Raw genomic sequence first — 20,596 nt, forward strand, 5'->3', positions numbered from 1 at the left:
GGTTTTGGTGGCGACTTGGCAACTAGGCGACGAGGCCGGCGGCCAGGGTGTTGCCGTCCTGCGGGTCGATGACCAGGAACGCTCCGGTGCGCCGGTGCGCGGCGTAGGGTTCCAGGGGCAGCGGGGCGGCGAGCTTCAGGCCCACCTCGCCGATGTCGTTGAGCTCGAGCGTCTCCGCCTCCCCGATCTCCAGGCTGTCCAGGTCCAGCCGGCCGTTGATCGCGGTGACCAGCCCCTTGACGGTGGCGGCGCCGTGCTTGATGAGCACCCGGGCCCCGGGCCGCAGCGCGTGGGCCCCGAGCCAGGCCAGGCGCGCGGTGAACGCGTCGGTGCTGGTGGGCAGGAAGCCGGAGGCGATCAGGTCTCCGCGGGCGATGTCGATGTCCTCGGCCAGCCGCAGGGTGACCGAGGCCGGGGCGATGGCCCGCTGCAGCGGACCGTCCGCCGTGTCGATGCCCGCGACCGTGGTGGTGCGCCGTCCCTGGCCGGGGGCGATGATGCTCACCGTGTCCCCGACGCCGACGTGGCCGGAGGCCAGCTGTCCGGCGTACCCGCGGTAGTCGCGGTACTCCTCCTCGTCCAGCCCGGCAGCGAGCGCGCCCTGCGGGCGGATCACGTACTGCACCGGGAAGCGCAGCGAGCCGCCGGCCTCCGTGGCGTGCTCGGCCGCCTCGGCGGCGTCGAGCCCGGGCAGCGTCTCGAGGATCTGCACGAGCGTCGGCCCCGCGTACCAGGGCGTGTGCTCCGAACGGTGGACGACGTTGTCGCCCTCCAGCGCCGAGACCGGGATGCTGGCCACCGACTCCAGTCCCAGTTCGGCGGCGATCGCCTCGATGGCGCCGGAGATCTCGGCGAAACGATCCTGCGCGTAGCCGATGAGGTCGATCTTGTTCACCGCGACGACCACGTGCGGCACCCGCAGCAGCGCGGCCACGCTCAGGTGGCGCCGGGTCTGTTCGAGCACCCCGTGGCGGGCGTCGACGAGCAGCACGACGGCGTCGGCCGTGGACGCGCCGGTGACGGTGTTCTTGGTGTACTGCACGTGTCCGGGGCAGTCGGCCAGGATGAACGTGCGCTTGTCGGTGGCGAAGTAGCGGTAGGCGACGTCGATGGTGATGCCTTGCTCGCGTTCGGCACGCAGCCCGTCGGTCAGCAGCGCCAGGTCCAGCCCGCCGGCCTCGCCGCCGAAGCCGCGGTCGGCGCTGGTGCGCGCCACGGCGTCGAGCGTGTCGGCCAGGATCGCCTTGGAGTCGTGCAGCAGCCGGCCCACGAGCGTGGACTTGCCGTCGTCGACGGAGCCGGCGGTCGCGAAACGGAACAGGGTGCCGTGCGGCACGGTGGGGGTGGTCATCAGAAATACCCGTCCTTCTTGCGGTCTTCCATGGCTGCCTCGGAAATGCGGTCGTCGGCGCGGGTGGCGCCGCGCTCGGTCAGGGAGCTGGCGGCGACCTCGCGGACGACGTCGGCGACGGTGGCGGCGTCCGAGAGCACCGCGCCGGTGCAGGACATGTCCCCCACCGTGCGGTAGCGCACGGTGCGCACCTCGACGGGCTCGTCCTCGCGCGGGGCGGAGACCGGGCCGACGGCCCGCCACATCCCGTCGCGGCGGTAGACCTCCCGCTCGTGGGCGTAGTAGATGGAGGGCAGTTCGATGTTTTCGCGTTCGATGTAGCGCCAGATGTCCAGCTCGGTCCAGTTGCTGATCGGGAACGCGCGCACATGCTGACCCGGCTGGTGGCGGCCGTTGTAGAGGTTCCACAGCTCGGGGCGCTGGTTGCGCGGATCCCAGGCGCCGAACTCGTCGCGCAGGGACAGGATGCGCTCCTTGGCGCGCGCCTTGTCCTCGTCGCGGCGGCCGCCGCCGAAGACCGCGTCGAAGCGGTGCGTGGCGATCGCATCCAGCAGCGGGGTGGTCTGGAGCGGGTTGCGGGTGCCGTCGGCGCGTTCGCGCAGCTCGCCGCGGTCGATGTAGTCCTGCACGCTGGCCACCTCCAGGCGCAGCCCCAGCCGCGCCACGGTGCGGTCGCGGAAGTCGATGACCTCGCCGAAGTTGTGTCCGGTGTCCACGTGCAGCACCGGGAAGGGGATGCGCGCCGGCCAGAACGCCTTCGCGGCCAGGTGCAGCATCACCACCGAGTCCTTGCCGCCGGAGAACAGCATCGCGGGGCGCTCGAACTCGGCGACCACCTCCCGCAGGATGTGGATCGATTCGGACTCGAGCGTGGAGAGCACGTCGGGTGCGTCCCCGGCGCCGGGCCGGGTGTGGGCGGTCGCGGGGGCGACGGGGGAAGCGACGGAGGTCATCGCTGGCTCCTTTCGGCCGGGGTGTGGATGCCGCATTCGGTCTTGGCCAGTCCGGCCCAGCGGCCGGCGCGGGGATCCTCGCCGGGGGCCACGGGGCGGGTGCAGGGGGCACAGCCGATGGACGGGTAGCCGTGCTGCAGCAGCAGGTTCAGCGGCACGGCGTGGCGTTGGGAGTAGTCCAGCAGGTCATCGAAGCTCCAGGTCGCGACGGGGTTGACCTTGATCAGCCCGTGCTGCTCGTCGAAGGTGACCAGCGGCGTGTTCGTGCGGGTGGGGGCCTCGTCGCGCCGCACGCCGGTGAACCAGAGGTCGTAGCCGGCCAGCGCCTTCTTCAGCGGGTCCATCTTGCGCAGCTGGCAGCAGGCGGCCGGATCGCGCTCGTAGAGCTTCTCCCCCAGCGCGGCGTCCTGTTCGGCGACGGTGCGCTCGGGCAGCACGTCGACGATGCGCACGTCCAGGACGCGGGCCACCTCGTTGCGGGTCGCCACCGTCTCGGGAAAGTGGTAGCCGGTCTCCAGGAACAGGACGTCGACCCCGGGCATCCGGGCCGCGACCAGGTGCGGAAGCACGGCGTCGGCCATGGAGCAGGCGACGGCGGCCAGCGCGGTGGGCACGGTGCGCGCCGCCCAGTCGATGACGGCGGCCGCGTCGGCGTCGTGGCCCAGCTCCGCGGCGCCGGCCTCCACGGCGGCGCGCAGGCGTCCGAGCCGGCGCTCGCTGTGGATGTGCAGGTCGGTGGGGCGCGCGCTCATACCAGGTCCTCCTCGTCGGCACGCTGTGCCCAGGCGGCGAAGGACTCGCCGGGCTCGTGGCCGGCGTCGTAGCTGCGCACCACGCGCTCGACGTAGCCGGGCAACTCGTCGGCGAACACCTTCAGCCCGCGCACGGTGCGCCCGGTGCCGGCGGTGGCGCGGTCCTCGGAGGCGAGCCCGCCGCCGAGGTGCACCTGGAAGCCGGGGCGGGTGCCGCCCTCGCCGTCGGGCAGGATCTGGCCCTTGAGCCCGATGTCGGCGGTCTGGATGCGGGCGCAGGAGTTGGGGCAGCCGTTGACGTGCAGCGTCAGGCGGCGCGGCAGCCGGTGGGAGATGTCCCCGAGCCGTTCCTCCAGCGTGTCGATGGCCGCGGCGGCCGTGTCCTTGGTGTCCACGATCGCGAGCTTGCAGTACTCGATGCCGGTGCAGGCGATGGTGGAGCGGCGGAACACCGAGGGGGCCGGGTCCAGCCCCAGCGCGCGCAGCCCGTCCTGGACGGCGTCGAGGTGCTCGCCCGCCACGTCGAGCACCAGGATCTTCTGGTGCGGGGTGGTGCGCAGCCGGTAGGACCCGTGGGCCTCGGCCAGCTCGGCCAGCGCCAGCAGCGTGGTGCCGGAGACGCGCCCCACGGTGGGGGTGGCCCCGATGTAGAAGCGGCCGTCGCGCTGCTCGTGCACGCCCACGTGGTCGCCCGGCTCGGTCGGCGGGGCCGGGGGCGGGCCGTCCGGCAGCGGGGCGTCCAGGTACTCGGTCTCCAGGATCTCGCGGAACTTCGCCGCGCCCCAGTCCTCAAGCAGGTACTTCAGGCGGGCCTTGTTCCGCAGCCGGCGGTAGCCGTAGTCGCGGAAGATGCTCACCACCCCGAGCCACACCTCGGCGGCGCGCTCCGGGGAGACGAACGCGCCGAGGCGCTCGCCGAGCTTGGCGTAGGTGGACAGTCCCCCGCCGACCCACAGGTCGTAGCCGGCGCCCAGCTCCGGGTGCACGACGCCCACGAGCGCGATGTCGTTGATCTCGTGCACCACGTCCTGGGAGGGGTGGCCGGTGATCGCGCTCTTGAACTTGCGCGGCAGGTTCGCCAGCTCCGGGTCGCCGATGTAGCGCTCGGCGATCTCGCGGATGGCGGGGGTCGGGTCCAGGATCTCGTCGCGGGCGATGCCGGCGACCGGGGATCCGAGGATGACGCGCGGCACGTCGCCGCAGGCCTCGGTGGTGCCCAGGCCCACGGCCTCCAGGCGGCGCCAGATCTCGGGCACGTCGACGACGTCGATCCAGTGCAGCTGGATGTTCTGGCGGTCGGTGATGTCGGCGCTGTCGCGGGCGAACTCGATGGAGATGCCGGCGATGACACGCAGCTGTTCGGTGCTCAGCGCGCCGCCGTCCAGCCGCACGCGCAGCATGAAGTACCGGTCCTCGAGCTCGTGGGGCTCGAGCGTGGCGGTCTTGCCGCCGTCGATGCCGGGCTTGCGCTGGGTGTAGAGACCCCACCAGCGGAAGCGTCCGTGGAGGTCCTCGCCCGGGATGGAGTCGAAGCCCTGCTTGGAGTAGATCGTCTCGATGCGCTCGCGCACATTCAGGCCGTTGTCGGCCTGCTTGAACTCCTCGTTCGCGTTCAGGGGGGTGGTGCCGTCGATCTTCCACTGCCCGTGCGGCTTGGCCGCGGGGCGGGATCGTGCGGGCCGGGCGGGGGTCCCGGAATCCACGGTGTCGGTGCTGGGTGCCTGCGTCATGCATTCAACGGTAGGCACCGGACCCGGCGGTCTCACGAACGTTTCGGGATGTGCAGCGACCCCCCTCCGTTACCGGTCAGTACGCGTCATGTGGCGAAATGTGTGAGCACTTCGGCAAGTCTCGCAACGACACATTCGGCGATTGTGACGCCCGGAAGCAGTGGTTCCGTCACAAAGTCCGCTCCCGCTTGCGCTACGCGGTTTTGGAAGAATCCGGGGGCCAGCAGGTAGGAGGCCACGGCGACGCGGGCGTGAGGGTGGTCGCGGCGCGCCGCGGCGACGGCGTCGGCGACCGAGGGCTGCGCGGCCGAGCAGAACGCGGTGCCCACCGGGCGTCCCAGCCGCTCCGCGAGCGCGGCGGCGGCCTCGCGGGCCTGCTGCTGCCCGGCCTCGATGCGGGTCCCGGCGGCGGCCAGCACGACGGCGTCCCCTGCTTCCAGCCCGGCCGCGCCGAGGCGGTCGGCCAGCTGCGCGATCAGCAGCGGGTGCGGTCCCAGCGGGGCGGCGGCCAGCGTGTGTTCCCGGGCGGCCACGGCGTCGGCGATGTCGACGCCGGTGTGGAACCCGTGGGAGAGCAGCAGCGGGGCCACCACCGCCGCCTCGCCGGCGGGCAGCGCCGCCAGCACGGATTCCAGCGCGGGCTCCTGGACGTCCACGTAGGCCTCGTGCACCACCACCTGCGCAAAGTCCCCGATGCCGGGGGCCAGCAGCGCGGCCACCTGCGCGCGCAGCCCGTTGACCAGTTCGCGCCCGCGCGGGTTGTCGGTGCCGTGGGCCGTCGCGACGACGTGCAGCACGGCCATCAGGCGTCCCGGATCACCTTGTGCGCGGCGGCCTGCGCCACCGGGCGCATCACGATCTCGTCCAGGTTCACGTGGTGCGGCAGCGTGACCGCGTAGGCGACGACGTCGGCCACGTCCCCGGCGGTCAGCGGCTTGGCGACTCCGGCGTAGACCTTGTCCGCGGCGTTGGCATCGCCGCCGAGCCGGTTGAGGGCGAACTCCTCGGTCTGCACCAGGCCGGGCAGGACCTCGACGACGCGCAGGTTGTGGCCCACCTCCTCCAGGCGCAGCGCCTGGGTCATGCCGCGCTCGGCGAACTTGGCGGCGTTGTAGCCGCCACCGCCCTCGTAGCTGACGATCCCCGCCGTCGAGGTCAGGTTCAGCACCGTGCCTTCCCCGTGCGCGCGCAGCATCGGCAGGAAGGCGCGGGTGACCTTCATGGTGCCGATCACGTTGACCCGGTACATCCACTCCCAGTCCTCGGTCTTCGCGTTGCCCACGTAGTCCGCGCCGCGGGCCCCGCCGGCGATGTTCACCAGCGTGTCGATCCCCCCGCCGGCGGCGACGTGCTCGAGCAGGCGCGCGACGTCGTCGTCCTCGGTGATGTCGGCCGCGACCGCAACCGCTCCGGTCTCGGCGGCGAGCGCGTCCAGGCGGTCGGCGCGGCGGGCGACGGCGTAGACGGTCCAGCCGCGGGCGGTCAGGGCCCGGACGGTGGCTTCGCCGATGCCGGTGGAGGCTCCGGTGACGACGGCGGCATGGGTGGTTTCGGAAAGTGCGGAAGTCATGGATCAACCCTAGTCCGAGTCGGACCTGGTCGAAGCTGGTCCGGGTTGGACCCGGTCAGGGGCCGGTGAGGAAGTCGCGCAGGACCAGGGCGTGGTTGTGCTCGGTGTCGCGGGAGGCGTAGACGAGGACGACGTCGGGGTGTTCGGCCACCAGCGCCCGCAGCCGTTCGCCGCCGGCCGCGGCCGGACCGTCCTCCAGTTCGTGCAGGTAGCGCTGGCGGAACTCGTCGAAGCGCCCGGCCTGGCGGTTGTGCCAGACGCGCAGTTCGGTCGAGGGGGCGGCGTCCTTGGCCCAGTCGTCGAACTCCGCGTCCGCCTTGGCCAGCCCGCGCGGCCAGAGCCTGTCCACCAGGACCCGGTACCCGCCGTCGGGCGCCTCGTAGGCGCGCCGGAGCCGTATGTTCCCCATGCGCCCATGGTAGGTGCGCCCCCATGGAAGAATGGAACCCATGGCTGAACAGATCCCGGGCACAGACACGCCCGCAACCGTCAACGTTCCCGACAAGCCGGCGCTGGAGGGTCTGGAGGAGACCCTGAGCGCGCGCTGGCGCACCGAGGGGACCTACAAGTTCAACGCGGACACCACGCGCGAGCAGGTCTACTCCATCGACACTCCCCCGCCGACCGCCTCCGGCTCCCTGCATGTGGGGCACATGTTCTCCTACACGCAGACCGACGTGCTGGCCCGCTACCAGCGCATGATCGGCAAGAACGTCTTCTACCCCATGGGGTGGGACGACAACGGCCTGCCGACCGAGCGGCGCGTGCAGAACTTCTACGGCGTGCGGTGCGATCCGAAGATCGCCTACGACCCCGGCTACCAGCCCCCGGCCGCCCCGGCGAAGAACCAGCGGGACTGGGACGCGGTCTCCCGCCGCAACTTCATCGAACTGTGCGAGCAGCTCGCGGTCGAGGATGAGAAGGTCTTCGAGCACCTGTTCAGCACCCTGGGCCTGTCCGTCGACTGGGACATGACCTACCGAACCATCGACGACACCTCCCGCGCGGTCTCCCAGCGCGCCTTCCTGGCCAACCTGGCCGCGGGCGACGCCTACATGGCCGAGGCCCCGACGCTTTGGGACGTCACGTTCCGCACCGCGGTGGCCCAGGCCGAGCTGGAGGACCGGGAGATGCCCGGCGCCTACTACCGTTACCCGTTCTTCGCCGAGGACGGCACCAAGGTCTTCATCGAGACCACCCGTCCCGAGCTGCTGGCCGCCTGCGCCGGCCTGGTCGCGAACCCCGACGACGAGCGCTACCAGCCGTTGTTCGGCAAGAAGGTGACCTCCCCGCTGTTCGGCGTCGAGGTCGAGGTGTACCCGCACCCGCTGGCCAAGCCCGACAAGGGTTCCGGCGTCGCGATGGTCTGCACCTTCGGCGACCTGACCGACGTCACCTGGTGGCGCGAGCTGCAGCTGCCGACCCGCGCGATCATCGGCCGCGACGGCCGCCTGCTCGGCGAAACCCCGGAGTGGATCACCACCGCCGAGGGTGCCGCCGCGTACGCCGAGGTGGCGGGCAAGACCGCGTTCTCCGCCAAGGAGGCCGTGGTGAAGCTGCTCATCGAGGCGGACCTGCTCGACGGCGAGCCGAAGAAGATCACGCACCCGGTCAACTTCTTCGAGAAGGGTGACAAGCCCCTCGAGGTGGTCACCTCCCGCCAGTGGTACATCCGCAACGGTGGCCGCGACGAGGAGCGCCGCGCCCGCCTGATCGGCCGCGGCCAGGAGATCGACTTCCACCCGGCGTTCATGCGCAGCCGCTACGAGAACTGGATCTCCGGCCTCAACGGCGACTGGCTGGTGTCCCGCCAGCGCTTCTTCGGCGTGCCGATCCCGGTCTGGTACCCGCTGGACGCTTCCGGCGAGCCGGACTACGACAACCCGCTGCTGCCCTCCGACGAGCAGCTGCCGGTGGACCCGGCCGCCGATGCGCCGGCCGGGTACGACGAGTCCCGGCGCGACGTGCCCGGCGGCTTCACCGGTGACGCCGACGTGCTGGACACCTGGGCCACCTCCTCGCTGACCCCGCAGATCGTGGGCCGCTGGAGCCGTGACGAGGACTTCTACGCGAAGGTGTTCCCGTTCGACCTGCGCCCGCAGGGCCACGACATCATCCGCACCTGGCTCTTCTCCACCGCCGTGCGCGCCGACGCGCTGCACGCCACCGCGCCGTGGAAGCACGCGGCGATCTCCGGCTGGATCCTGGACCCGGACCGCAAGAAGATGTCCAAGTCCAAGGGCAACGTGGTGGTTCCCACCGACGTGCTCAACGAGTTCGGCGCGGACGCGGTGCGCTACTGGGCCGCCTCGGCCAAGCTGGGCGCGGACACGGCCTACGAGATCGCGCAGATGAAGATCGGCCGCCGCCTGGCGATCAAGCTGCTCAACGCGTCCAAGTTCGTGCTCAACCTCGGAGCCACCGAGGACAACGTGCTGGCCGGTGACGCCTCCGTGGTCACCAACGGCCTGGACAAGTCCCTGCTGGCCCGCCTGGAGCAGGTCATCGGGGAGGCGAGCCGCGCCTTCGAGGCCTACGACTACGCCCGCGCCCTCTCCATCGCGGAGTCGTTCTTCTGGTCCTTCACCGACGACTACGTGGAGCTGATCAAGGACCGCGCCTACGGCGCGCGCGGCGAGGCCGAGCAGGCTTCCGTGCTCGCGGCCCTTGCCACCACGCTGGACTCCGTGCTGCGCCTGTTCGCCCCGTTCCTGCCCTTCGCCACCGAAGAGGTCTGGGGCTGGTGGCGTTCCGGGTCCGTGCACCGCGCGGCCTGGCCGACGGCGGAGAACCTGGCCGACGCCGTCGAGGGCGCCGACGTCGAGGTGCTCCCGGCGGTCGGCCTGGCCCTGGGCGGCATCCGCAAGGCCAAATCCGAGGCCAAGGTGAAGCAGCGCACCGAGGTGCTCACCGGCGTCGTGACCGCGCCGGAGGCGCAGCTGGCCCGGCTCCGCGAGGGCCTCGGCGACCTGCTCGCCGCCGGCAACGCCCGCGACCTGGTCCTGGTGGCCGGGGAGGGCGAGCTCACGGTGGCCGAAATCGAGTTGGCCCCGGCCGAGGAGCCGGCACCCCAGGCGTAGGCGCCGATGCGAGGAGGCCGCCACACCCGTCCGGGTGTGGCGGCCTCCTTCGTCTGTCCCAAGCCGCCCGTCCCAGGATTTTGCTATCACCGAGGCAGTTCCCACGGGATTTTGCGCCGGCGGGCCCGCCGGCAAGGATCCCGCGTTGTCTGCCCTGCACAGAATTTCGCACACACTGCCTCGGAGATAGCAAAATCCAGCGGGGACTGCCTGCGAGGTAGCAAAATTCCGTGGTGGACCCGCACCTACGCGTCAGGATTCTCGGGAACACCCGCACTAACGCGTCACTTTTCGTTGGGCGCCACTTTTCCCGGAAAAGGGGCGTTAACGAGGGGAAGCCCCTTCGGCGTTTTGCCGTCGGAGGGGCTTCGACTCATCTTGGTCAGTTGGCAACGATGACTTCCAACCGAACGAAATCCATTTCTGTCAGGTCTTACCGTCTCGTTGCGGGCGGCCGGTCCGGGGAGGAAGTCCCGTTTCCGTCACTGGAGATTTGGTTTTCGTTCCCGCATCTTGTGGGGATGCGTATTGATAGTGTGCACCCCGGGCAGGGGCGCCGCAAGGCCCTGGGGCCAATGCTGTGCCGCGGACCATCAGAGCGCCGCTGCCTTTGTGGGGGAACCTACTTGACCCGCCGTCTTGCCCCCTGCGGCCCGCTTCCCCGCCAAGATGCCGCGGGGAAGCGGGCCGGCCGCGGGCGTCAGCTCAGGTCGAAGGCCGGGCGCTCGGTGCGGGTGCGCTTGATCTCGAAGAAGTGCGGGTATTCGGCCAGTGCGACGGCGCCATCGAAGACCTTCCCGGCTTCCTCGCCGCTGGGGACGCGTGTGATGACCGGACCGAAGAAGGCGGTGCCGTTGAGGGAAACGATCGGCGTGCCGACGTCCTCGCCGACCTGGGAGATCCCCTTCTCGTGGCTGGCGCGCAGCGCGTCATCGTGAAGGTCCGTCTCAGCCGCGGCCGCCAGTTCGGCCGGCAAGCCAACGGTCTCAAGGGCGCGGGCGATGACCTCGGCGCGGTCGGCAACCTCGTCCTGGTGGATGAGGGTGCCCATGGCCGTGTAGAGCTGCCCGATGACCTCGGCGCCGTGCTCCTCGGCGGCCGCGATGATCACGCGCACCGGGCCCCAGCTCTGGTCCATCTTCGTGCGGTATTCCTCCGGCAGGTCCCGGCCCTCGTTCAGCACGGACAGGCTCATGACGTGCCAGTCCACGTCGATCGGGCGGACCTTCTCCACCTCGAGGATCCAACGCGAAGTCGCCCAGGCAAACGGGCAGACGGGATCGAACCAGAAATCGACGCGGGTGGAATCGGACACGGGGCCTCCTGGGCTGGTGGTGGTGGAACCGGGCGAAAGGCTGCGGATGCAGCGCCCCGCACGGGGTGTGCCGGACGGATCGGGCGTGGCGGACCGAGGGGTTCCAGGCCGACGGGTTCTAGGCCGACTTGGTCCGCCGCTTGTCGCGGACCTCGTGGGAAATCAGGGTGGGCGTCGCGCCGCCGGTGACGACCTCTGAGGTGATGACCACCTCGGCGACGTCGTCGCGGCCGGGCAGCTCGAACATGACCGGGCCCAGGACCTCCTCGAGGATGGCCCGCAGGCCACGGGCCCCGGTGCCCCGGTCCAGCGCAAGGTCGGCGATCGCCTCCAGCGCGTCGGACTCGAAGGCCAGGTCCACCCCGTCGATGCGGAACATCTTCTGGTACTGCTTCACCAGGGCGTTGCGGGGTTCGGTCAGGATCTGGATCAGGGCCGGACGGTCGAGGTTCTCGACTGTGGTGATCACCGGCAGGCGGCCGATGAATTCGGGGATCAGGCCGAACTTGAGCAGGTCCTCCGGGCGGACGTCCGCGTAGGAGACCGCATCGCTGCGCAGCGCGGTCAACGGGGCGCCGAAACCGATGCCCTTGCGCCCTGCCCGGGATCCGATGATCTCCTCCAGGCCCGCGAACGCGCCGGCCACGATGAACAGCACGTTCGTGGTGTCGATCTGGATGAACTCCTGGTGCGGATGCTTGCGTCCGCCCTGCGGAGGAACCGAGGCGACAGTGCCCTCGAGGATCTTCAGCAGCGCCTGCTGGACGCCCTCGCCGGAAACGTCGCGGGTGATCGAGGGGTTCTCGCTCTTGCGCGAGATCTTGTCGATCTCGTCGATGTAGATGATGCCCTGTTCGGCCTTCTTGACGTCGTAGTCGGCGGCCTGGATGAGTTTGAGGAGGATGTTCTCGACATCCTCGCCGACGTACCCGGCCTCGGTCAGCGCGGTGGCGTCGGCAACGGCGAAGGGGACGTTCAGGCGCCGGGCCAGGGTCTGGGCAAGGTAGGTCTTGCCGCAGCCGGTGGGACCGATGAGCATGATGTTGGACTTGGCGACCTCGACCTCGTCGAGCGGGTGCGAGTCGCCGAGGCTGCCGGAGGTCTTCGGCCCGTTCCCGGCCTGGATGCGCTTGTAGTGGTTGTACACGGCGACGGCTAGCGAGCGCTTGGCGCCCTCCTGCCCGATCACGTACTCCTGCAGGAAGTCGAAGATCTCGCGGGGCTTGGGCAGCTCGAACTCCGCGCCCTCCTCGACCTCGGCGAGCTCCTCGTCGATGATCTCGTTGCACAGCTCGATGCATTCGGTGCAGATGTAGACCCCGGGGCCGGCGATCAGCTTGCGGACCTGCTTCTGGCTTTTGCCGCAAAAGGAACACTTGAGCAGATCCGAGCTTTCACCCATGCGTGCCATCGTGTCCGACCCCTTTATCTGGTGCTTGGTGCGCGGCCCCGGTGCGGGTTCGCGCCACATGACTTCTTCCCACTGTAGGCCAGATGGCTGACAGTTTCCCGGGTCGGGCGGCCCGCGGCACGTTTCGTGTCCGCCGGCCGCCCGCCCCGAGGCCCGGGTGCGGGCCGAGCTAGCCGGAGATGGCCTGCGTCTTCATCTTGCGCGGCACAAGGACCTCGTCGATCAGCCCGTAGGCCTTCGCGTCTTCGGCCGTCATGTACAGGTCACGCTCGATGTCCTGGCCGACCTGCTCCGGGGGCCGGTTGCTGTGGCCCGCGATCGTGGTCTCGAGCCAGGTGCGCATGCGCATGACTTCCTCGGCCTGGATCTGCAGGTCGGTGGCCGTGCCACGCTCTCCGCCGCCCATGGCCGGCTGGTGGATCAGCACGCGCGCGTTCGGCAGCGCCAGGCGCTTGCCGGGGGCGCCCGCGGCAAGCAGCACCGCGGCGGCGCTGGCGGCCTGGCCCAGGCACACCGTCTGCACCTCGGGGCGGATGAACAGCATGGTGTCGTAGATGGCGGTCATGGCCGTGAAGGAGCCGCCCGGGGAGTTGATGTAGAGCGTGATGTCGCGCTCCGGGTCCATCGACTCCAGGACCAGCAGCTGCGCCATGACATCGTCCGCGGAGGCGTCGTCGACCTGGGCGCCGAGGAAAACGATGCGGTCCTCGAAGAGCTTGGCGTACGGGTCCTGGCGCTTGAAGCCGTAGGGGGTGCGCTCCTCGAACTGCGGCAGCACGTAGCGGGAGCTGGGCATCTGTCCGGCGGTGCCGGAGGGGGTGAAGTTCATCGTGTCTCCTGGGAAATCTGTGCTCTGGACCGTGGGCTACTGGGCGACGCCGCCGCCGCCGGACACGGCGCCCGAGTTCTGGGCGATGTGGTCGAAGAAGCCGTAGTCCAGGCCTTCCTCGGCGGTGAACCACTTGTCGCGCTCGTTGTCGCGAAGGATGGCGTCCACGGTCTGGCCGGTCTGCTCGGCCGTCAGTTCGGACATGACCTTCTTCATGTGCAGGATCAGCTCAGCCTGGATGCGGATGTCGGAGGCGGTGCCACCGATGCCGCCGGAGGGCTGGTGCATGAGGATGCGCGCGTTCGGGGTCGCGTAGCGCTTGCCCTTGGTGCCGGAGGAGAGCAGGAACTGGCCCATCGAGGCGGCCAGGCCGGTCGCAACGGTCACGACGTCGTTCGGGATGTACTGAATGGTGTCGTAGATGGCCATGCCGGCGGTGATGGAGCCGCCCGGGGAGTTGATGTAGAGGTAGATGTCCTTCTCCGGGTCCTCCGCGGAGAGCAGGAGCAGCTGGGAGCAGATCGCGTTGGCGTTCGAATCGGCAACCTCGGAACCCAACCAGATGATGCGCTCTTTCAGGAGCCGGTTGTAGATGTAGTCCTCGCGGCTGGCCGGGTCGACCGACGCCATCGTGGGGGTGCGGGATTCATGGGACATGCTTCGAATACCTCTCCGTGGTGCCTTGTTCCGCGGACCGTCGGCCTGCGGCTTTCAAGCGCTCTTTCTGCTGATGAGACTACTGCCTGACACGCACCGCCGGGGGCGCGACGTCGGGCTGTTCGCTGACGGCGCATACCCCCGCCCCGCCGCGTCCGCCGTGCGCTTAAACGGCTGCGGGGCCGCCCCGAAGGACGGCCCCGCAGTTGCGCGGCGTGGGCCGCGCGGCAACGCTTGGCTACTCGGCCGACGCCGCGGAGGCGGAGGAGGCCGAAGAAGCCGAGGAGGCGGAGGTACCCGAGGCGGCGGACTCGCCGGCCGGGCGCACGAAGGTGCTCAGGTCGATCTCCTTGCCCTCGGTGTCGGTGACCTTGGCCAGCTCGAGGACCTTGGCCAGCGCCTTGCGGCGGCGCACCTCGCCGACGATCATCGGGACCTGGCCGGCGCCGTCGAGCATCTGCGCGAACTGGTTCGGGTCCATGCCGTACTGGCCGGCGGTCTGGACGATGTAGTCGATGAGCTCGGACTGGGCGACGCCGATCTCTTCCTTCTCGGCAACGGCGTCGAGGATGACCTCGTTGCGGAAGGCGTTCGCGGTGTTTTCCTTGACCTCGGCGCGGTGCTCCTCGGTGTCGTGCTCGCCCTCGCCGTGGCCGCCCTGCTCGAAGTGCTGTTCGACCTGCTCGGTGACGATCGATTCCGGAACCGGAACCTCGATCAGCTCGACGAGCTTCTCCAGGACCTTTTCGCGGGCCTGGACGCCCTGCTCCATCAGCTTGCCCTCGGCGGCCTGCTTGGCCAGGTCCTCGCGCAGCTCGGCGATGGTGTCGAACTCGGAGGCCAGCTGGGCGAAGTCGTCGTTGGCTTCCGGAAGCTCACGCTCCTTGACGGCGGAGACGGCGACCTTGACCTGGGCGTCCTGTCCGGCGTGCTCGCCGCCGGCCAGCTTGGTCTCGAACGTGGCGTCCTCGCCGGCGGACAGGCCGGTCACGGCCTCGTCCAGGCCCTCGAGCATGGTGCCGGAGCCGACCTGGTAGGACAGGCCCTGGGCGGCGTCGATCTCTTCGCCGTCGACGGAGGCGGCCAGGTCGAGGGTGATGAAGTCGCCGTCGGCGGCCGGGCGCTCGGCGGTCTTCAGCGTGCCGAAGCGGCCGCGCAGGTCCTCGAGGGCCTTCTCGACGTCCTCGTCGGAGGCCTCGACGGCGTCAACGGTGACCTCGAGGCCGGCGTACTCCGGCAGCTCGATGGACGGACGGATGTCGATCTCGACCTGGAAGGCCAGCTGGCCCTCGCCCTCGGGGGCCTCGGCGCCGGGAACCTCGGTGATTTCCACCTCGGGGCGGGACAGCGGGATGATCTCCGCTTCGGTGACGGCCTGCTGGTAGAAGCCGTTCAGGCCCTCGTTGATGGCGGTCTCCAGGACGTAGCCGCGGCCGACGCGCTGGTCGATCAGGCGGTTCGGAATCTTGCCCTTGCGGAAGCCCGGGACCTGGATCTGGCCGGCGATGGTCTTGTAGGCCGCATCGATACCCGGCTTCAGTTCCTCGAAGGGAACCTCGACAGTGAGCTTGACCCGGGTCGGGGTGAGGTTTTCGACGGCGCTCTTCACGGCGTAGTTCTCCTGATTGTCTGAATCGTTGACGGTCTGGACGGCACCCCGCCAAAACCGAAACGACCTGTGGCAAGGGTTTTCATTCAGAGTCGGGGTGACAGGATTTGAACCTGCGACCTCACGCTCCCAAAGCGCGCGCTCTAGCCAAGCTGAGCTACACCCCGAATTAGTGCAGGTGCCAGTGTATGCAAAACCCTGCCCCAACGACTAATCATCCGCGCAACGTCCGCCCCGCGCGGCGGCCCGCGGCCGCCAAACCCCGGCCGGACCTGCCCCAATTTGCCCGTCCTCCGGCGTGACTGCTAGAGTTTTCAACGTCGCCGCGGGGGTTTCCCAACGGCTGCGGGGATGTAGCTCAATGGTAGAGCCTCAGTCTTCCAAACTGATTACGCGGGTTCGATTCCCGTCATCCCCTCCGCACCCAAGGGCCCCGATCCACCAGGATCGGGGCCCTTCGCGCGTTGCGGGACGGCACGGCGCCGGCCGGTCCCGTACCGTGCATGACGTTGCGTCGCGTGCATGCCGACGCGTCGACCGCATCCGACGCATGGGCATGCACCAGATGCGCAGCAGGGCACGACGCCGGCGCGTCCCGTGCGTCCGGCCGCCGGCTCAGCGCGGGCCGGTCCCCTGGCAGCCGGGGCACCAGTAGAGCTTGCGCGCGGCCAGTTCGGTGACGGCCACCGGGACGGCGCACACCCGGCAGGACCGGCCCTGGCGCTGGTAGACGTAGTGGGCGTTGTCCGGCCACAGCGGGGCCGAGGAATCCGTGCGGTCCGCGGGCCGGGTAGTGATGATCCGCCCCTGGCGCACGCCGTCGGCCATGGTGGCGGCGAGGTCCTCCCACAGCTCCAGGGCCTGCCCGGGGCCCAAGTCGCGGCCGCGCGCCCACGGGTCCAGGCCTTGGCGGAACAGCGCCTCGGCGCGGTAGATGTTGCCGACGCCGGCCACCACCGACTGGTCCATCAGCAGGGTGCCGAGGATGACCGAGCGCTTGCGCAGGCGCCGGACGAACTCCTCCGGCCCGCCGTCCTCCCACGCCGCATCCGCCGGGCGCAGGGGGTCGGGCCCCAGCTTGGCGCGCACCGCCGACGCCTCGGCGGGCGTGAGCACCTCGCAGGCGGTGGGCCCGCGCAGGTCGGCCCAGCCGTGCTCGGACACCAGCCGGGCGCGCACCTGCCCCGTCGGGGCGGGCGGGCCGCCGTACGGGGCCGGCGCGGCGCCGTCGTACGCCTCGCGTTCGCCGATCCTGCGCGGCGCGCCGATGCTGGAGGCGCCGCGGAAGGTGCCGTCGCCACCGAAGTCCCACGCCCCGTACAGGCCCAGGTGCACGCGCAGCAGCAGCCCGTTGTCGAAGCCGAGGAAGAGTTGCTTGCCGTGGGCTTCGGAGGAAGCCAGGCGGGCGCCGTCGATCAGGGCCGCGCCGGCCGCGAAACGGCCCTGCGGGCTGGAGACGGCCAGCGCCTGGCCCCCGAAGACGTCGGCGAACTGCCGGGCCAGGCGGTGGACGGAGTGTCCTTCCGGCATCTAGTCGACGATCTCCCCGGTGGTTTCGTACGTGGCGATCTTGCCGATGCGGCGCACGTGGCGCTCGGCGTCGCTGAACGGCTCGGCCAGGAAGGCGTCCACCAGTTCCGTGGCCTCCTCGAGGCTGTGCTGGCGCCCGCCCAGTGCGACGACGTTCGCGTCGTTGTGCTCGCGGGCCAGGCGTGCGGTGTCCAGGTTCCAGGCCAGCGCGGCGCGGACGCCCTTGACCTTGTTGGCGGCGATCTGTTCGCCGTTGCCGGAACCGCCGAGCACGATGCCGAGCGCCTGGGTGCCGGCGGCCTGGTCGGCGACGACGGCGAGCGCGGCACGGATGCAGAACGCCGGGTAGTCGTCCTCGGGGTCGTAGGCGGTGGGGCCGTGGTCGATGACCTCGTGGCCGTTGGCGGTCAGGTGCCGGACAAGGTGGGCGCTGAGCTCGAGCCCGGCGTGGTCGGTGGCGATGTGGACGCGCATGGGGAATCCTCGGGGGAAGGGGGTGAATGTCGCTGACCAGCCTACTGGTTCTTCCCCGCCCGGCGGTTGAGCAGCGCGGCCATGCGCTGGGCGTCCTCGCGGGTGGCGACGCTGTAGATCCGGTCGGATCCGCTGCGCCGGCGCACCACCAGCGCCGGGCCGCCGCCGCAGACCCGGACGCCGTCGTCGCCGGCCACCACGGTGCCGCGCAGGAGCAGTGCCGCCGCGGCCACGTTGGCCACGACCGGAACCAGCACGGCCAAGGCCCCCCATTCGCCGGTGGCCACCATCATCACGGCGACGAGGACAATCGGCAGCGCCAGCACCACCTGGATCCATCTCGGGGCCCGCACGCTGGAGGCGGCCCCGGTCCGGCGGGCGGCAGGTTTCGGCCCGGCCCCGGCATGGCGGGCTGTTGCCGGGGCCGCCGGGGTGAGAGAATCCGTTTCATTGTTCAAGAGCTGTTTCACATCACTCGCGGCCGATCACCTTCCGCCGCGCCACGGAGGAGGCCACGAAGTTGCCAGGCTTGAATCTCACCCGCGACGAGGCACGCGCCCGCGCCGCCCTGCTGGACGTTGAATCCTACGAGGTCGCCCTGGACCTCACCCGCGGGGACCGCGTCTTCGGCTCGACCACCACCGTCCGCTTCCGGGCGGCGGCCGGTGCCTCCACCTTCATCGACGCCATCACCGACGCCGTCCACTCGGTGGTTCTCAACGGCCGGGACCTGGACCCGGCGGAGGTCTCCGACGGGGTCCGCATCCAACTGCCGGACCTGGCCGAGGCCAATGAGCTGACCGTCGTCGCCGACGCCCTCTACATGAACACCGGCGAGGGCCTGCACCGCTTCGTGGACCCTGTCGACAACGAGGTGTACCTCTATACCCAGTTCGAGGTCCCGGACTCCCGGCGCATGTTCGCCGTCTTCGAGCAGCCCGACCTGAAGGCGGCCTTCCGCTTCACCGTCACCGCCCCGGCGCACTGGGACGTCATCTCCAACTCCCCCACCCCCGCGCCGACGCCGGGCACGGACGGCTCCGCCACCTGGGCGTTCGAGCCGACGCTGCCGATGTCCTCCTACGTCACCGCCCTGGTCGCCGGCCCCTACCAAGCCGTGCGCAGCGAGCTCACCAGCTCCGACGGACGCACCATCCCGCTGGGCGTGTTCGCCCGCAAGTCCCTGATGGAGCACCTGGACGCGGAGAACATCTTCCGCCTCACCCGCCAGGGTTTCGAGTTCTTCGAGAAGCAGTTCGCCACCCCCTACCCGTTCCCGAAGTACGACCAGCTCTTCGTGCCGGAGTTCAACGCCGGCGCCATGGAGAACGCCGGCGCCGTCACGTTCCTGGAGACCTACGTCTTCCGCTCCAAGGTCGCCGAGGCCACCATCGAGCGCCGCGCCATCACCGTGCTGCACGAACTCGCCCACATGTGGTTCGGCGACCTGGTGACCATGCGCTGGTGGAACGACCTGTGGCTGAACGAGTCCTTCGCGGAGTTCATGTCCACCCTGGCCGCGGCGGAGAACACCGAGTTCACCAACTCCTGGACCACCTTCTCCTCCATGGAGAAGTCCTGGGCCTACCGCCAGGACCAGCTGCCCTCAACACACCCGATCGTCGCCGAGATCAACGACCTCGAGGACGTGCAGGTCAACTTCGACGGCATCACCTACGCCAAGGGCGCCTCGGTGCTGCGCCAGCTGGTCGCTTGGGTGGGCCAGGAGCAGTTCATGGCCGGCGTGCGCTCCTACTTCGGCAAGCACGCCTGGTCCAACACCGAGCTGCCGGACCTGATGGCCGAGCTGGAGGCCTCCAGCGGGCGCGACCTCTCCGAATGGGGCCGGCTGTGGCTGGAGACCGCCGGGGTGAACAAGCTGGAGCCGGAGATCGGCCTGGACGGGGACGGCACCATCACCTCCTTCGCGATCCTGCAGTCGGCGCCGGCGGCGCACCCGACCATCCGCCCGCACCGCCTCGCCGTCGGCTTCTACGACCTGGACGGTGCCGGCCGGCTGGTCCGCACGCACCGCGAGGAACTGGACGTCGCCGGGGAACGCACGGAGGTGCCCGGGCTCACCGGGCACCAGCGCCCGGCCCTGGTGCTGCTGAACGACGACGACCTGGCCTACGCGAAGATCCGGCTGGACCCGGTCTCCCTCAAGGCCGCCCGGGCGCACCTGAAGGACTTCGCCCACTCCCTGCCGCGCACCCTGGTGTGGGGTGCGGCGTGGGACGCGGCGCGCGACGGCGAGACGGCCGCGCGGGACTACGTGGAACTGGTGCTGCGCAACATCGCGCACGAGACCGACTCCTCCGTGGTCCAGGTGCTGCTGCGCCAGCTGGCCACCACGCTGGACTACTACGTGGCCCCCGAGGACCACCAGGCGATCGCCGTCGCCGCGGCGGACAGCCTGTGGGAGTTGGCCTCGGCCGCCGCGCCGGCCTCCGACGCGCAGCTGCAGCTGGCCAAGGCGTTCGCCGCCCGCGCGCAGTCGCCCGAACAGCTGGACGTTATCGCCGGGCTCTACGACGGATCGCGCGTGCTGGAGGGCCTGGCCGTGGACACCGACCTGCGCTGGGAGCTGCTCACCTCGCTGGTGACCGGCGGCCGCGCCGGCCAGCCGGAGATCGATGCCGAGCTGCGGCGGGACAACACCGCCAGCGGCCAGCTGGCAGCCGAGGCCGCCAAGGCCGCCACCCCCACCCTGGAGGCCAAGAAGGCGGCCTGGCACGCGATCATCGAGGACGGCACCCTGTCCAACCTGCAGCAGCGCAGCGCGATCGCCGGGTTCAACCGCGTGCACGACGCGAGCCTGATCGCGCCCTTCGCCCAGGAATACTTCGCCACGGCGCGCCGGGCGTGGGAGACGAAGAGCCACGAAATCGCCCAGCAGATCGTCGTGGGACTCTACCCGTCCCGGCAGACCAGCCAGGCGACGCTGGACCTGACGGACAGGTTCCTGGACGGGCTCGGGACCGACATCCCGGCGCTGCAGCGGCTGGTCGTGGAAAGCCGCGACGGCATCGCCCGCGCCCTGAAGGCGCAGGCCGCCGACAAGTAAGGGCCCCGCGGCCACCAGCACGACGGCGGACGGCCGGCTTCCCCACCGGGAGCCGGCCGTCCGCCGTCGCACCGGGGTTCAGGGGTGGGCGCGGTCGGCCGTCCCGGCGCGGGAACGCCCGCGGGGCGCCACGCGAAACGCTCGGCCGGGACACCCCGGCCGAGCGCATGCGTGATTTGTTGCCGGCCAATCAACGGCCAAGCACTGCAACGACCAAGCGTTGCAACGACCCCTGGAAACCGCCATGGCGGTTAGGCGCCTGCGTTCT

At 70.4% G+C, this 20,596-nt stretch carries 17 protein-coding genes and 2 tRNA genes; 3 read left to right on the plus strand and 16 right to left on the minus strand.

Translation table 11 applies throughout. The annotated features are described in order from the left end of the window. Positions 1-22 precede the first annotated feature (22 nt). The 7 genes from ABD912_RS12365 to ABD912_RS12395 form a co-directional block, all read right to left on the minus strand. A complete protein-coding gene (locus ABD912_RS12365) occupies positions 23-1,351 on the minus strand; it encodes a sulfate adenylyltransferase subunit 1 (RefSeq protein ID WP_345151148.1) in 1,329 nt (442 codons plus the stop codon). Further along, the gene (gene cysD, locus ABD912_RS12370; RefSeq protein ID WP_345151149.1) at positions 1,351-2,304 is read right to left on the minus strand and encodes a sulfate adenylyltransferase subunit CysD; all 954 of its coding nucleotides are present in this window, start codon (positions 2,302-2,304) and stop codon (positions 1,351-1,353) included. Before cysD ends, ABD912_RS12365 begins: the two co-directional genes overlap by 1 nt. After that, positions 2,301-3,056 (minus strand): phosphoadenylyl-sulfate reductase, encoded by a 756-nt coding sequence (locus ABD912_RS12375; RefSeq protein WP_345151151.1) that lies wholly within the window; start codon positions 3,054-3,056, stop codon positions 2,301-2,303. Before ABD912_RS12375 ends, cysD begins: the two co-directional genes overlap by 4 nt. Further along, positions 3,053-4,786, minus strand: coding sequence for a nitrite/sulfite reductase (locus ABD912_RS12380; RefSeq protein WP_345151153.1), 1,734 nt, complete (start codon positions 4,784-4,786; stop codon positions 3,053-3,055). Before ABD912_RS12380 ends, ABD912_RS12375 begins: the two co-directional genes overlap by 4 nt. An 86-nt stretch (positions 4,787-4,872) precedes the next feature. After that, a complete protein-coding gene (locus ABD912_RS12385; protein WP_345151155.1) occupies positions 4,873-5,589 on the minus strand; it encodes a sirohydrochlorin chelatase in 717 nt (238 codons plus the stop codon). Then, positions 5,589-6,356 (minus strand): SDR family oxidoreductase, encoded by a 768-nt coding sequence (locus tag ABD912_RS12390; protein ID WP_345151156.1) that lies wholly within the window; start codon positions 6,354-6,356, stop codon positions 5,589-5,591. The genes ABD912_RS12385 and ABD912_RS12390 overlap by 1 nt, the downstream gene beginning before the upstream one ends. Positions 6,357-6,411: 55 nt before the next feature. Beyond that, positions 6,412-6,765 carry a DUF488 domain-containing protein gene (locus ABD912_RS12395; protein ID WP_345151157.1) on the minus strand — a complete coding sequence of 118 codons (354 nt, stop codon included), beginning with the start codon at positions 6,763-6,765 and terminating at the stop codon, positions 6,412-6,414. A 40-nt stretch (positions 6,766-6,805) separates the two neighbouring features. On the opposite strand from ABD912_RS12395, the gene valS reads away from it, so the two are divergent. Then, entirely contained in the window at positions 6,806-9,436 is a 2,631-nt protein-coding gene (gene valS, locus ABD912_RS12400) for a valine--tRNA ligase (RefSeq protein WP_345151160.1), read from the plus strand. 700 nt (positions 9,437-10,136) lie between these two features. Here the strand turns inward: valS and ABD912_RS12405 are convergent. The 6 genes from ABD912_RS12405 to ABD912_RS12430 form a co-directional block, all read right to left on the minus strand. Continuing rightward, on the minus strand, positions 10,137-10,751 hold the full coding sequence (locus ABD912_RS12405; protein WP_345151161.1) for a DsbA family protein: 615 nt from the start codon (positions 10,749-10,751) through the stop codon (positions 10,137-10,139). Positions 10,752-10,869: 118 nt separating this feature from the next. After that, positions 10,870-12,162, minus strand: coding sequence for an ATP-dependent Clp protease ATP-binding subunit ClpX (gene clpX, locus ABD912_RS12410; protein ID WP_345151162.1), 1,293 nt, complete (start codon positions 12,160-12,162; stop codon positions 10,870-10,872). A 169-nt stretch (positions 12,163-12,331) separates the two neighbouring features. Further along, positions 12,332-12,991, minus strand: a complete 660-nt coding sequence (locus ABD912_RS12415) for an ATP-dependent Clp protease proteolytic subunit (RefSeq protein WP_345151163.1) — start codon at positions 12,989-12,991, stop codon at positions 12,332-12,334. Positions 12,992-13,027: 36 nt separating this feature from the next. After that, positions 13,028-13,621: an ATP-dependent Clp protease proteolytic subunit gene (locus ABD912_RS12420; RefSeq protein WP_345151336.1), complete on the minus strand. Its 594-nt coding sequence runs from the start codon at positions 13,619-13,621 to the stop codon at positions 13,028-13,030. A gap of 265 nt (positions 13,622-13,886) precedes the next feature. Then, positions 13,887-15,257, minus strand: a complete 1,371-nt coding sequence (gene tig / locus ABD912_RS12425) for a trigger factor (RefSeq protein WP_345151164.1) — start codon at positions 15,255-15,257, stop codon at positions 13,887-13,889. Between the two features lie 92 nt (positions 15,258-15,349). After that, positions 15,350-15,424, minus strand: a tRNA-Pro gene (locus tag ABD912_RS12430). 180 nt (positions 15,425-15,604) lie between these two features. On the opposite strand from ABD912_RS12430, the gene ABD912_RS12435 reads away from it, so the two are divergent. Then, positions 15,605-15,675, plus strand: a tRNA-Gly gene (locus tag ABD912_RS12435). A gap of 197 nt (positions 15,676-15,872) precedes the next feature. Here ABD912_RS12435 and ABD912_RS12440 read toward each other — a convergent pair. From ABD912_RS12440 to ABD912_RS12450, 3 genes are read right to left on the minus strand one after another with little or no spacing between them, the layout of a single operon-like run. After that, positions 15,873-16,787: an Fpg/Nei family DNA glycosylase gene (locus ABD912_RS12440; RefSeq protein ID WP_345151165.1), complete on the minus strand. Its 915-nt coding sequence runs from the start codon at positions 16,785-16,787 to the stop codon at positions 15,873-15,875. Next, a complete protein-coding gene (locus ABD912_RS12445) occupies positions 16,788-17,261 on the minus strand; it encodes a ribose-5-phosphate isomerase (RefSeq protein ID WP_345151166.1) in 474 nt (157 codons plus the stop codon). Between the two features lie 41 nt (positions 17,262-17,302). After that, on the minus strand, positions 17,303-17,719 hold the full coding sequence (locus ABD912_RS12450) for a hypothetical protein (protein WP_345151167.1): 417 nt from the start codon (positions 17,717-17,719) through the stop codon (positions 17,303-17,305). Positions 17,720-17,781: 62 nt separating this feature from the next. Here ABD912_RS12450 and pepN point away from each other — a divergent pair, with 62 nt between their 5' ends. Further along, entirely contained in the window at positions 17,782-20,328 is a 2,547-nt protein-coding gene (pepN, locus tag ABD912_RS12455; protein ID WP_345151169.1) for an aminopeptidase N, read from the plus strand. Positions 20,329-20,596 lie beyond the last annotated feature (268 nt).

Origin of the sequence: Arthrobacter ginkgonis, from assembly GCF_039540195.1 — a bacterium.
GTDB lineage: Bacteria > Actinomycetota > Actinomycetes > Actinomycetales > Micrococcaceae > Zafaria > Zafaria ginkgonis.